At 72.9% G+C, this 13,417-nt stretch carries 10 protein-coding genes; 7 read left to right on the top strand and 3 right to left on the bottom strand.

Going from position 1 to position 13,417, the window contains the following annotated elements:
• Nucleotides 1–46 precede the first annotated feature (46 nt).
• Both ACFV6V_RS18955 and hemW read left to right on the top strand, forming a co-directional pair.
• Nucleotides 47–2,068, top strand: coding sequence for a SpoIIE family protein phosphatase (locus tag ACFV6V_RS18955; RefSeq protein ID WP_385566197.1), 2,022 nt, complete (start codon nt 47–49; stop codon nt 2,066–2,068).
• 53 nt (nt 2,069–2,121) lie between these two features.
• A complete protein-coding gene (hemW, locus tag ACFV6V_RS18950; RefSeq protein WP_385566194.1) occupies nt 2,122–3,354 on the top strand; it encodes a radical SAM family heme chaperone HemW in 1,233 nt (410 codons plus the stop codon).
• A gap of 118 nt (nt 3,355–3,472) precedes the next feature.
• On the opposite strand, the gene ACFV6V_RS18945 is transcribed toward hemW, so the two are convergent.
• Entirely contained in the window at nt 3,473–4,279 is an 807-nt protein-coding gene (locus ACFV6V_RS18945; protein ID WP_385566192.1) for a DUF3097 domain-containing protein, read from the bottom strand.
• A 10-nt stretch (nt 4,280–4,289) separates the two neighbouring features.
• Nucleotides 4,290–5,027, bottom strand: a complete 738-nt coding sequence (locus ACFV6V_RS18940) for an MBL fold metallo-hydrolase (protein WP_385566190.1) — start codon at nt 5,025–5,027, stop codon at nt 4,290–4,292.
• A 263-nt stretch (nt 5,028–5,290) separates the two neighbouring features.
• On the opposite strand from ACFV6V_RS18940, the gene hrcA reads away from it, so the two are divergent.
• The 4 genes from hrcA (at nt 5,291) to ACFV6V_RS18920 (ending at nt 9,374) form a co-directional block, all read left to right on the top strand.
• Nucleotides 5,291–6,307 (top strand): heat-inducible transcriptional repressor HrcA, encoded by a 1,017-nt coding sequence (gene hrcA / locus ACFV6V_RS18935; protein WP_385566187.1) that lies wholly within the window; start codon nt 5,291–5,293, stop codon nt 6,305–6,307.
• A complete protein-coding gene (gene dnaJ, locus ACFV6V_RS18930) occupies nt 6,308–7,441 on the top strand; it encodes a molecular chaperone DnaJ (protein ID WP_361279535.1) in 1,134 nt (377 codons plus the stop codon).
• Between the two features lie 113 nt (nt 7,442–7,554).
• Nucleotides 7,555–8,646 (top strand): nitronate monooxygenase, encoded by a 1,092-nt coding sequence (locus ACFV6V_RS18925; RefSeq protein WP_385566184.1) that lies wholly within the window; start codon nt 7,555–7,557, stop codon nt 8,644–8,646.
• Nucleotides 8,643–9,374 (top strand): 16S rRNA (uracil(1498)-N(3))-methyltransferase, encoded by a 732-nt coding sequence (locus ACFV6V_RS18920; protein ID WP_385566181.1) that lies wholly within the window; start codon nt 8,643–8,645, stop codon nt 9,372–9,374. Before ACFV6V_RS18925 ends, ACFV6V_RS18920 begins: the two co-directional genes overlap by 4 nt.
• Here the strand turns inward: ACFV6V_RS18920 and ACFV6V_RS18915 are convergent.
• Nucleotides 9,345–9,752 carry a hypothetical protein gene (locus ACFV6V_RS18915; RefSeq protein ID WP_385566179.1) on the bottom strand — a complete coding sequence of 136 codons (408 nt, stop codon included), beginning with the start codon at nt 9,750–9,752 and terminating at the stop codon, nt 9,345–9,347. The genes ACFV6V_RS18920 and ACFV6V_RS18915 overlap by 30 nt on opposite strands.
• A gap of 237 nt (nt 9,753–9,989) precedes the next feature.
• On the opposite strand from ACFV6V_RS18915, the gene ACFV6V_RS18910 reads away from it, so the two are divergent.
• On the top strand, nt 9,990–13,394 hold the full coding sequence (locus ACFV6V_RS18910) for a hypothetical protein (RefSeq protein WP_385566176.1): 3,405 nt from the start codon (nt 9,990–9,992) through the stop codon (nt 13,392–13,394).
• The last annotated feature ends 23 nt before the right edge of the window (nt 13,395–13,417 follow it).

Below are 13,417 nucleotides of genomic sequence, written 5' to 3'. Positions count from 1 at the left end.
AGCACAGGGCAGCACAGGGCAACACAGAGCCGGACAGGAGCCGAGCGTGGGGTCCGTACCGACACAGCAGGAGAACGCCGCAGCGGCCGCGAACGCCTCCACCGCCGCCCGGCGGTCGAGGCACCTGCTCTCACAGCGCGCCGCCGCACGTGCCGCGGTGCGCACCAGCCTGCCCGCCAACCCGGCCGCCGCATCGGCCGCGCGGCGGTTCGTGGGCGCGGCAATCGCCGAGTGGACACGGCTCGGGACGGTGCCGGTACGCGGGGCCGACCGGCTGGCCGAGGATGCCGCGCTGGTCGTGAGCGAGCTCGTGACCAACGCGGTGGTGCATGCCGGGACCACCGTGGAGGTGCTCGTACGCTTGGAGACCGCGACGGATGACGATCCGGCGTCCCTCGTCGTCGAGGTCGGTGACCATCACCCGGCCCGGTCGGTACGCGGTCATGAGGCCGATGCGGGGTCGGAGCCGGACGCGGCGGCGGGCGAGCCCGAGTACGGCAGGGGACTGCGCCTCGTCGCGGCGCTGACCGGCTCCTGGGGGATCATCTACCGCACGGGCCGCAAGGCGGTGTGGGCGAAACTGCCGCTCGACGGCTGCGAGATCCCGGCGGTGACCGGCCCGACCGGCCTCACCGGCTTCCAGCAAGGCGTCCAAGGCGTTCAGGGAGTCCAAACGGCGCACGCCGCCATCGGATTCCCCCTGAGCCCCCCGCCACCCCGCACGCCGCCCGAGCAGCGCGACGACCACCCCGGCTGGACCGGGCGCGGCGCGCTGACCTTCCTCGCCGAGGCGTCCGATCTGCTCGCCGGACAGCTCGACGAGGACATGGTCGCCGCCCTGACCGGGCAGCTCCTGGTCCCCCGCTTCGCCGACTGGTGCGCGGTGTGGCTGGACGGCGAGACCGGCCCCGTACCCCGGCTCGCCAAGGTCTGGCACGCGGACGAGTCCCGGATCGAGGATCTGCGCACGGCGCTGATCAAGGACCCGCCCCGGTTACCGCGTGAGGCCGCCGGCACCGCAGCGACCGTCCCCGTCCCCTGGCCGTACGGGGCAACCGCGGCGCAGCCCGACACGGAGGCGGGGCGCACGGGCGGCAGCGCCATGGCCCTGCGGCTGGCAGCCGGGGCCCGGCCGCTCGGCACTCTGCTGCTCGCCCGCGAGGGAGAGCACGGCGCGGACACCTGCGCGGGCATCCCCGACCAGGCGACCGCGCTGATCGAGGACTTCGCCCGGCGGGTGGGACTCGCCGTCGGAGCCGCCCGTGCCTACACCCGGCAGGCCACCATCAGCCGGGTGCTCCAGCGCGGACTGCTGCCCGCCCAGGTGGCCCAGATCCCCGGGGTCGACAGCTCGCTCGTGTACGAGCCCAGCGGCGACGGTCTCGCGGGCGGCGACTTCTACGACATCTTCCCGGCCGGGAAGGGCGGTCGCTGGTGCTTCATGCTCGGCGACGTCCAGGGCAGCGGTCCCGAAGCCGCCGTCGTCACCGGTCTCGCCCGCCCCTGGCTGCGGCTGCTCGCTCGCGAGGGCTACCAGGTCGGACAGGTGCTCGACCGCCTCAACGACCTGCTGCTCGACGACGCCATGGAGGCGGCGGAGGCGGCGGCGCTCATGGCGGTGACCCCGGGCAGCGCGGTACCCGAAAGTCCCCAGTCACGCTTCCTGTCCCTGCTGTACGGGGAGCTCACACCGCTCCCGGGCGGCGGCGTCAGCTGCACCCTGGCCTGCGCGGGCCACCCGCTCCCGTTGCTGCTGCGCCCGGACGGCACCGTCCGGCCGGCAGGTGCGTCCCAGCTGCTGCTTGGGGTGGTCGGGGACACGACGTACGAGAGCCAGACCTTTGTGCTGAAGCCCGGCGACACACTGCTTTGTGTCACCGACGGCGTCACGGAGCGGCGCTCGGGCCAGCGGATGTTCGACGACTCCGACGGGCTGGCGCGGGCACTGGCCGAGTGCACGGGCCTGAGCGCCCAGGGTGTCGCGGACCGCATAAGGATGGCCGTCCACACCTTCGCGGAGACCCCACCCGGCGACGATCTGGCCCTGCTGGTGCTCCAGGCGCGCTGATCCCCCGGACCGCGGGTCCGGGGGAAGGCGACGGGTGGCGGACAATGGTGTGCATGCCTTCCGTACTGCCCGATGGTGAGCCCGTGCCCGCGGACGGGTCGCTGCCCCCGCACGTCCTCGAGGGCGCGGGCGACCGGCCCCTCGGGTTCTATCTGCATGTGCCGTACTGCGCCACCCGATGCGGCTACTGCGACTTCAACACGTACACGGCGAGCGAGCTGCGGGGCAGCGGAGGCGTTCTGGCCTCCCGTGACAACTACGCCGACACTCTGATCGAGGAGATCAGGCTGGCCCGCAAGGTGCTCGGCGACGACCCCCGCCAGGTGCGGACCGTCTTCGTCGGGGGTGGTACGCCGACCCTGCTCCCCGCGGCCGACCTGGTGCGGATGCTCGGGGCGGTGCGCGAGGTGTTCGGCCTGGCCGATGACGCCGAGATCACGACGGAGGCCAACCCGGAGTCCGTGGATCCGGCCTATCTCGCGGAGCTGCGGGCCGGTGGCTTCAACCGGGTGTCCTTCGGGATGCAGAGCGCCCGGCAGCATGTGCTGAAGGTCCTCGACCGCACCCACACACCCGGCCGCCCCGAGGCCTGTGTCGCCGAGGCACGCGCGGCGGGCTTCGAGCACGTCAACCTCGATCTGATCTACGGCACGCCCGGGGAGACCGACGACGACTGGCGGGCCTCGCTGGACGCGGCGATCGGCGCCGCCCCCGACCACGTCAGTGCCTACGCGCTGATCGTCGAGGAGGGCACACAGCTCGCCCGGCGGATCCGCCGCGGCGAGGTGCCGATGACCGACGACGACGTACACGCCGACCGCTATCTGATCGCCGACGAGGTGCTGTCCGGAGCGGGATTCGACTGGTACGAGGTGTCGAACTGGGCCACGTCCGGTGCCGGGCGCTGCCTGCACAACGAGCTGTACTGGCGGGGCGCCGACTGGTGGGGTGCCGGGCCCGGGGCCCACAGCCATGTGGGCGGCGTCCGCTGGTGGAACGTGAAGCACCCCGGCGCTTACGCCACGGCCCTCGCGGAGGGCCGCTCACCCGGCGCCGGGCGGGAGATCCTGCCCGACGAGGACCGCAGGGTCGAGCGGATCCTGCTGGAGCTGCGGCTGCGCGAGGGCTGCCCACTGGACCTGCTGCGTCCCGCGGGGTTCACGGCCGCCCGCCGCGCCCTGGCGGAAGGGCTGCTCGACCCCGCTTCGTACGAGCAGGGCAGAGCGGTGCTGACGCTGCGCGGGCGGCTGCTGGCGGACGCGGTGGTCCGGGATCTGGTCGACTAGGACGCCTCAGCGCGCGGGAAGTCCTGTGCGTCCCGCCCGGGGCCCGGGGGGACGCACCCTGGGGCCGAGAACATCGCCGGGACGGGGAGACCGCGCGGTCTGAGCGCCGGTTCGTGGCTCAGCCCGTCGCCGTGACGAAGTCGATCAGCTCCTCCACCCGCCCCAGCAGCGCGGGCTCCAGGTCCTTGTAGCTGCCCACCTTCGACAGGATGTGCTGCCAGGCCGCCCCCGTGTTCTCCGGCCAGCCCAGCGCCCGGCACACCCCCGTCTTCCAGTCCTGTCCGTGCGGCACGGACGGCCAGCCCGCGATCCCGACCGAGGACGGCTTCACCGCCTCCCAGACGTCGATGTACGGATGTCCGGCCACCAGCACATGCGGGTCGGTGACGGACGCGGCGATACGGGACTCCTTGGAGCCCGGCACCAGATGGTCCACGAGCACCCCGAGCCGGGCGTCCGCCCCGGGTGCGAAGTCCGCGACGATCGCCGGGAGGTCGTCGATGCCCGCCAGGTACTCGACCACCACGCCCTCGATGCGCAGATCGTCGCCCCAGACCCGTTCGACCAGCTCCGCGTCGTGCCGCCCCTCCACATAGATCCGTCCCGCCCGGGCCACCCGGGCCCGTGCCCCGGGCACGGCGAGGGATCCGGATGCCGTACGGGTGGGCCGTACCGGAGCGCCCGAAGACGGCCGCACCAGCGTGACCACCCTGCCCTCGAGCAGGAAACCGCGCGGCTCCAGCGGAAACACCCGGTGCTTGCCGAAGCGGTCCTCCAGCGTCACCGTTCCCGCCTCACAGCGGATCACCGCGCCGCAGAAGCCCGTTCCGGCCTCCTCCACGACCAGGTCGCACTCGGCGGGGACCTCGGGCGCGGGGGTGGACCGCTTCCAAGGGGGCGTCAGATCAGGGCTGTAGCTGCGCATTGGGCAGACGCTACGACACCCCGAACCGCCGGGCCAGCTCATCCCGTTGGGCGCGTACGAATGCCGCGTCCACGACCGCTCCGTGCCCCGGTACGTACAGCGCGTCGTCCCCGCCCAGTGCCAGCAGCCGGTCGAGGGCGGCGGGCCAGCGCGTGGGGATGGCGTCCGGGCCGGCCTGGGGCTCCCCGGACTCCTCGACCAGGTCGCCGCAGAGCACCACCTCGGGGCCGCCCGCCGTCCCCGGCACCAGCACCACGAGGTCGTGGCCGGTGTGGCCGGGCCCCACGTTCGCCAGCAGCACCTGGCGACCGCCGAGGTCCAGGGTCCACTCACCGCTGATCACATGCCGGGGCGCCACCAGCACGTCCGCGGCCTGGGTGGCGTCGGCGGGCGCCACACCTTGGCTGATGGCGTCGTCGCGGAGGGCGTCCCGCTCCCGTGCCAGCCCCATGAGCTGGTCGGTCCCCACCGCCCCGTAGACCCGTGCCGCCGAGAAAGCCGCCGTGCCGAACACGTGGTCGAAGTGTGGATGACTGAGAGCGATATGCGTCACACGCCGGCCGCCGAGCAGGGACTGGATCTGGGTGCGCAGCTCGGCGCCCTCGCGCAGCGTGGCGCCCGTGTCGTACAGGAGTACGGCGTCATCCCCGACCACCACGGCCGCTGTCGCGTCCCATACGGGCAGCCGCCGCCGCCCGACCCCGTCGGCGAGGCGCTCCCAGCCGAAGTCTTCCCAACTGACGTCCATGAGGCGACGCTATCCCGTAAGGGGACGACAGCCCCGCGCGGCCGTGGCGGGCGCTGCCGCAGGTCCCGGCGACGAGCCCCGTGACATGTTCCGTCGCGAGCTCTGTGGCAGGGTCCGTGACGTGTTCGCCGTCCGGTCGCCCTTGCTCGGGGTGTACCTCACGGCCGTACACTGGCCGGGGGGCTTTGGCACTCCGCCCTGGTGAGTGCCAGATCACACCGACCGACCGATCCGCCGATGAACGACAGCTGGAGGTGCGCACGATGCTCAGCGAACGCAGGCTGGAGGTTCTGCGCGCCATCGTCCAGGACTATGTGGGCACGGAGGAGCCGGTCGGTTCCAAGGCCCTCACCGAGCGTCACCGGCTCGGCGTGTCGCCCGCCACCGTGCGCAACGACATGGCGGTGCTGGAGGACGAGGGCTATATCGCCCAGCCCCACACCAGCGCCGGCCGGATCCCCACGGACAAGGGCTACCGCCTGTTCGTGGACAAGCTCGCCGGCGTCAAGCCGCTGTCGTCCCCCGAAAGGCGGGCGATCCAGAACTTCCTCGACGGCGCCGTGGACCTCGATGACGTCGTGGCCCGCACGGTGCGGCTGCTGGCGCAGCTGACCCGGCAGGTCGCCGTGGTCCAGTACCCGTCCCTGACCCGCTCGACGGTGCGGCATGTGGAGCTGCTGGCGCTCGCGCCCGCACGCCTGATGCTGGTGCTGATCACGGACACGGGTCGGGTGGAGCAGCGGCACGTGGACTGCCCGGCGCCGTTCTCCGACACCTCGCTCGCGGATCTGCGGGCGAGGCTGAACAGCCGGGTCGTCGGCCGGCGCTTCACCGATGTGCCGCAGCTTGTGCAGGACCTCCCGGATTCCTTCGAACCGGAGGACCGCGGCACGGTGTCGACGGTGCTCTCGACGCTGCTCGAGACCCTCGTCGAGGAGACCGAGGAGCGGCTGATGATCGGCGGTACCGCCAATCTGACACGCTTCGGGCACGACTTCCCGCTCACCATCCGGCCCGTCCTCGAGGCGCTGGAGGAGCAGGTCGTGCTGCTGAAGCTGCTCGGTGAGGCGAAGGACTCCGGCATGACGGTCCGGATCGGGCACGAGATCGCCCACGAGGGCCTCAACTCCACCTCCGTGGTCGCTGTCGGCTACGGTTCGGGCGACGAAGCCGTCGCCAAACTCGGCGTGGTCGGACCGACCCGCATGGACTACCCCGGAACGATGGGAGCGGTACGCGCAGTGGCACGTTACGTCGGACAGATCCTGGCGGAGTCGTAAGTGGCCACGGACTACTACGCCGTACTCGGCGTGCGCCGCGACGCATCGCAGGATGAGATCAAGAAGGCCTTCCGGCGGCTGGCGCGGGAACTCCACCCGGATGTGAACCCGGACCCGAAGACGCAGGAGCGCTTCAAGGAGATCAACGCCGCCTACGAGGTGCTTTCCGACCCGCAGAAGAAGCAGGTCTACGACCTCGGCGGAGACCCCCTATCCAGCGCGGGCGGCGGCGCCGGAGGCTTCGGCGCGGGCGGCTTCGGCAACTTCTCGGACATCATGGACGCCTTCTTCGGTACGGCGTCCCAGCGCGGTCCGCGGTCGCGCACCCGGCGCGGCCAGGACGCGATGATCCGGCTGGAGATCGAGCTCAGCGAGTCGGCCTTCGGCACCACGAAGGACATCCAGGTCGACACCGCCGTGGTGTGCACGACCTGCACCGGCGAGGGCGCGGCGCCCGGCACCTCGGCGCAGACCTGTGACATGTGCCGCGGCCGTGGTGAGGTCTCGCAGGTCACCCGGTCCTTCCTGGGCCAGGTCATGACCTCGCGCCCCTGCCCGCAGTGCCAGGGCTTCGGCACCGTCGTCCCGACTCCTTGCCCGGAGTGCGCCGGCGACGGACGGGTGCGCTCCCGGCGCACGCTGACGGTGAAGATCCCGGCCGGTGTCGACAACGGCACCCGTATCCAGCTCGCGGGCGAGGGCGAGGTCGGCCCCGGTGGCGGTCCGGCCGGTGACCTGTACGTGGAGATCCACGAGCTGCCCCACTCGATGTTCCAGCGGCGCGGTGACGACCTGCACTGCACGGTGACCATCCCGATGACTGCGGGCGCCCTCGGCACCAAGGTGCCGCTGGAGACCCTGGACGGGATGGAGGAGGTCGACATCCGGCCCGGCACCCAGTCGGGGCAGTCCATCCCGCTGCACGGCCGCGGTGTGACGCATCTGCGCGGCGGTGGCCGTGGTGACCTCATCGTCCACGTCGAGGTGCAGACCCCGTCGAAGCTGGACCCGGAGCAGGAGAGGCTGCTGCGGGAGCTGGCGAAGCTGCGTGGCGAGGAGCGGCCCACGGGGCAGTTCCAGCCCGGCCAGCAGGGGCTGTTCTCCCGGCTGAAGGACGCGTTCAACGGCCGCTGACGCTGCCGAAGAGGGGCTGAGAGTTACTGGGATGGGGTCCTCCGCGTGGGGGACCCCATCCCTCATGGGCGCGGGATTCGGCCATGGCACCGGGACGTGGCACCATGCGGGGCATGTCCTCCGTGCCGCCCGTGCCGACTGTGCTCTCGGGTCTCTGCCGCTACCCCATCGTGCAGGCTCCCATGGCCGGCGGCGCGTCCGGTCCGGATCTCGCGGCAGCCGTGTGCGAGGCCGGTGGCCTGGGCTTTCTCGCCGCCGGCTACAAGACCGCGGACGGGATGTACCAGGAGATCAAGCAGTTGCGAGGGCTCACCAGGCAGCCTTTCGGGGTCAATCTCTTCATGCCGCAGCCCGCGCACGCCGATCCGGCCGCGGTGGACGTCTACCAGCAGCAGCTCGCGGGCGAGGCGACCTGGTACGAGACACCGCTCGGCGATCCCGACTGCGGACGGGACGACGGCTATGAGGCCAAGCTGGCACTCCTGTGCGACGACCCGGTACCACTGGTGTCCTTCACCTTCGGCTGCCCCACCAGGGCCAGCGTCGCCGCGCTCAAGCGGGCCGGAACCCTGAGCGTCGTCACGGTCACCACGGTCGACGAGGCGCAGGCCGCGCAGTTCGCGGGGGCGGACGCCCTCTGTGTGCAGGGCGTCGAGGCGGGAGGCCACCAGGGCACCCATCGCGACGACCCCGCCCTCGACGGCTCGGGCACCGGGCTGCTCGCACTGCTCGCGCAGATCCGCGAGGCCGTACGGCTTCCGCTGATCGCCGCCGGAGGACTGATGCGCGGCAGCCAGATCGCCGCGGTGCTGGCCGCGGGAGCCGACGCCGCCCAGCTCGGCACCGCGTTCCTGGTCTGCCCGGAGTCGGGTGCGCACCCGCTGCACAAGGAGGCCATGACCGCATCGGTGTTCACCAGAACCGCGCTGACCCGGGCCTTCACCGGCCGCCCCGCGCGGGCGCTGGTCAACCGGTTCATGAGCGAGCACGGACCGTACGCTCCCGCCGCCTACCCCGAGGTGCACCACATCACCTCGGGCCTGCGCAAGGCCGCCGCGAAGGCGGGCGACGCGCAGGGCATGGCTCTCTGGGCAGGCCAGGGACACCGGCTTGCCCGTGACCTGCCCGCCGCCCAACTCACCGAGCTGCTCGCCGCGGAGACGGCCGCCGCGAGCGCCTCCCTGACCCTGAGGAACCCCTCATGACCGCCCCCGTGTTCCTCGTGGACCAGGTGCACCCCGGCACCGTCGTCGTCGACGGTCCGGAGGGGCGCCACGCCGTGTCCGTACGCCGCCTCCGGGTGGGCGAGGAGATCGTCGTCACCGACGGGCAGGGCCACGGCGGTTACGGCACCGTCGCCGCCGTGGAAGGCAAGGACCGGCTGGAGGTCAGCGTCACGGAGGTACGCACGGAGGCGGAACCCGCGCCGCGGATCACCGTCGTCCAGGCCCTCCCCAAGGGGGACCGTGGTGAACTCGCCGTCGAGACCATGACGGAGACCGGTGTCGACGCCGTCGTCCCGTGGTCGGCGGCCCGCTGCATCACGCAGTGGAAGGGCGAGCGGGGCGCCAAGGCCCTCGCCAAGTGGCGTGCCACGGCCCGCGAGGCGGGCAAGCAGTCCCGGCGGCTGCGCTTCCCGGAGGTGGCGGAGGCCGCGACCACCCGCCAGGTGGCCGCGTTGCTCGCCGGGGCGGACTTCGCCGCCGTCCTCCACGAGGAGGGCGCCGAACCCCTCGCCACGGCTGAACTCCCGGTTTCCGGGCATATCGTGCTGGTCGTCGGCCCTGAAGGAGGCGTGTCGCCGGAGGAGTTGGCCACCTTCGGGGAGGCGGGCGCGAAGCCCTACCGTCTCGGCCGCAGCGTCCTGCGCACCTCCACGGCGGGCACCGCCGCGTCCGCTCTGCTACTCGGGCGCACCGGCCGCTGGTCCTGACCCGGCGGACAGGACCTGGGCGGACGAGGCGGATGCGTCGGCCCGTACGATCGCGTCGTACAGCGTCCAGCCGTCCACCTCGGCGGGGGCGCTGACCCCGGCCGCCTGTGCCGCTTCCAGGAACTGCCGTACCACGCCCGGCTCATGCAGGTTTAGGGCCTCGCCCTCACTGCGGGCGACCAGCCCGTCGTGCCAGTAACCCCCGGACACGATCAGCCCCGGCCCCTCCTGGAACACGATCCGCAGTCGGGCCGCCGTCCCCTCGCGGGTCAGCGACAGAATCTGACGGCAGACCCCGTCGGGGTGCCCGTGCCCCTGGGACCAGAGCCACACGGCGTCGCCGATGACGAGCCTGCGTACCCTTCGCTTGCTGCTCACCCCGTCACCGTACGCGGCCCCGCCGAAGGGGCGGAAGGAATTCCGTGATGGCCGGACCGCTCCTCGGCGCTGTCCACGCAGGCCATGCCGACCGCGCTGTCGGCAGCGCGCGCCACGTGGGCCGTCCGGCACTGCCGTAAGTCCGTAAGCCCGTAAGTCCGGTCCCTGCCGGCGAAGCCCCGACAATCCGCCAAATCTGTTGGCCGCGTGCGGATTTCGCGAGGCACAATCGCGCACATGTCGCCCACGGTCAATGATCTGCTCGCCGCGCTCGAACCTCTGCCGCACGGGCGCCGCCTCGAGCATCTCGCCCGCACGGCAAGGGAGTCCGACCGGCGAGGCGAGCTCGACGGCATGCTCGCCGAGCTGGACCGTGGAGGGCCGTACGAGCGGCGCCTAGCGGCGCTGGCCGCGACGGTGTGCGGGCGGGGGGACTTCCTGGCCGCGCGGCTCACCGACCCGGACCGTGGAGTGAGCGGATATGCGCTGCGCGCCGCCCGCACACCGCTGGTGCCCGACGAGGCGGTCGAAGCCGCCTACGAAGGGGCGTCCGCCGCGACCCGGCGCAGGCTCGCCGGGGTGCTGTTGATGGGCCGCCGCACCGAACTGGCCGAGCGGATGGTGGGGCGGCTGCGTGCGCAGTGGGGTGACGGGGAAGCGGCCAGGCTGCTGCCCGCCTGCTCGGCCGCGTTCGTACGCGCCCACCTTCCCGGGCTCGCCCATGCCGTCGAGTCCGGCACCCGGCTCGCCAAGGACCACCCCGACCCCGTACTCGACCAGTGCGAGCGGGAACTCGCCGGCATCACCGAGTCGAGGCAGCGCGACGCGTGGTGGAAGGACCGGGCACCGGCCATGGCGGTGCTGGCGTCCATACGTCCGCAGCGGCTGCTCGACCTGCTGGAGCGGCACGGGCCGTCCAGAGCCCCCGCGATGCTCTGGAACAGGTTCGGACCGCTGATCCGTGCGGACGCCGAGCGCACCGTGCGCTGGCTGCTTTCGCCCGACCGCAACCAGGACCGCTTCGAACCGCTTCCGTCCACCGGAATGCTGCGCAAGCTGGTCCATGCGGACCCGCCGTCGCTGGCGGCGCTGGGCCGCCACTGGCTGCGCCGGCAGCAGCCCTTCGTCGGCTTGGTCAAGGCCATGGCACCCGCCCGCCGGGGCGCGTTCATCGACGCGGTCGCGGCCGGCAGGGAGCTCACGAGCGATCAGATCTGCTCGGTGCTGCACCTTCTGCCCCGTGAGCGGCGCTGGGCGCAGCTCCGGACCTGGCTCGCCGGACAGGACGACGACGGGGCGCAGTGGTTCTGGATGGACATGCTGGAATTCCGGTCGCTCGGCCCCCTGGACGAGGTCAGGCCCGAGCTGCTCGCCGCGCTGAAGCGCCCCGACGCGGACGACCGGGCGGTGGTCTGGCCCATCCTCGTCGCCGCCACCGGGTGCAGCGCTGACCGTGCGGCGATGTCGGAGCTGCTCGACCTGATGCGGAATCGGCTGCGCAACGAACAGGACCCCGTGCGGGTACGGGCGCTCGAAGCGCTGGCGGAGCTGCGCCCAGGGCATTTCGCCGCCGAGGACGTTCCGTCGCTCGACCGGATCGTGCTCGACGCGCTCGAGGCCAGGGACGGTTCCGATGCGTCACGACGGGCACTGTGCCGGCTGGCCGTGGGGGTGCTCGCCGAGCACACGACCCAGCCGTCCGCGGAGCAGCCCGCCCTGCTGGACTGGGCCCTGCGTGCTCTGGAACGGATCACCGCGCACGCCGGGGTCCAGGATCTCGGCCTCTTGTACCGGAGGCTGCGCCGGGGGCAGGAGCACCAGGTGTTCGAGGCCCTGCGGCCCTGGGCCGAGGCAGCCGCCGGCAGGTCCGAGTACCGACTGCTGTTCTCGCTGGCAGCCTCCTTCGGTCCCCGTGCGCGCCGGATGCCCGAGCTCCAGCGGATGCTCGAGGACGCCCTCGCCCATGGCGGTGACCAGGCCTTCGCGACCGCCGCCGAACTGTGGCTGGACGACCCCGCGGCGCGGGACGAGCGGGTGGCCCGGATCGTCGCCATGGAGCCTTCGGCCGTGGTCCTCGGCCCCGTGCAACGCGTGCTCGCCCGGCGCCGTACCGATCTGCTCGACGGCCTGCTCGGGCTCGGTGGGCAGCCGCCGCACGGCCGCTTCCTGCGGCCTGGAGCCGACCGTCCGCTGCCCGCACCGGGCCACAGCGACCGCTGGACGCCGCGCCAGCAGGAGGCGGCGGTGCGGCTGTTCCGCGCGACGGCCACGGACACGTCCCGGTCGGTGTACGAACGGGCCGCGGCCATCCGGGCCGCCGCGCCGGTGCCGGAGCAGGGGCACCGGCTGGTGCGGGAGTTCGTGGATTCGCCGGAGGTCGTGGTCGCCGAAGCCGCCCTGGGCGCACTGCCCTGGACGGACCGCCCCGCCGCGGCGCTAGGGATCCTGCTGGCCCACTCGGGCAGCGACCGTGCGCGCGTCGCGGTGTACGCGGCGGCTCGCGCCGCGCGCTTCGTCCCGCCACGGGAACTCGCGGCGCGGCTGGAGCGGTTGCTCACCGCCACCGGTGGGGTGAAGGTGACGAGCCGCAAGGAGGCGGTGCGGCTGGCCGCCAGGTACCTGCCCCCGGCGCAGGCGGCGGAGCTGCTCGCGGCGGTCTACCGGATGCCGGGCCGGCACGCCGATGTGGCGGCGGCCGTCATCGCGGTCGCCCCCGGGCTGCTCGACCAGCCGCAGATGTGGGAGGTGCTCACGGATACCGCCGAGTGGACGCCGCAGACCGCGACCGCACTGACGGCGCCCGCGCCGTGGGAGGTTCCGGATGCACACCGCCCCCGGTACGCACGCCTGATCGGCACGATGTGCGAGGCCGCGGACCAGGAGATCGCGGCGGTGGGGCTGCGGGCCCTGCCGAAGTGGGTGCGTTTCGCGCCCGAGACGGCGCACGCGGTCCCCCGCTGGGTCACCTCCCTCGACGAGCGCAGGAACTGGCGTGTGGCGGCCGGCGCGCTGAGGTCGGTAGCGGCCTCCGGGCTGCCGCATCCGGTGGGCGGGGCAGCGGTGGGCAGCCTGCTCCGGACCACGGTGGCGGAGCTGCTCGCCGTCGTCCGGGCAGGCGACGGGGAGGTGTCCACCGAGCGGGACCGGCCCGCCGGCCAGCGGCTGGAGTCACTGGTGGAGGAGCTGTGCGCGGAACCCGAGGAAGCGCTGCGCCCGGTGCTCGGTGCCCTGGCGGATCAGCTGGCGGACGAGCCGTCGCTCATCGGCGCCCGCGCCGCCCTGCTGCGCCAGCTCGTGGACCTCGACGCGGAACTCCCGCTTCTGCACGCACAGCTGACCGATCTGGCCCGGGTGCTGCGTGACCATCGCCTGCTCGCTTCGTACACGGCGGACCGGCTGTGCTCGTGGCGTGCGTACGGGTCCTGGATGCCCCGGGACCCCGCGACCCTGCTCGCCGCCGCTGAGCGGCTCGCGGCCGACGGCCCTGGCTCGGCAGGTCTGTTCGCAGTGGCCCTCGTGGGGCTGATGGGGCTGCGGCTGAACTGGCCGGAGGAGTGGCGCGGCCTGCTGTGCACGCTCAGGCGGCACGAGGACGGGGATGTGCGGTACGCGGCCATGAAGGTGTTCCTGCATCACGAGTGACTGCCCGCGTCTCACGGCACCGG

Source organism: Streptomyces sp. NPDC059828 (assembly GCF_042731955.1).
GTDB lineage: Bacteria > Actinomycetota > Actinomycetes > Streptomycetales > Streptomycetaceae > Streptomyces.
This window is presented reverse-complemented; position numbering and strand designations above follow the sequence as displayed.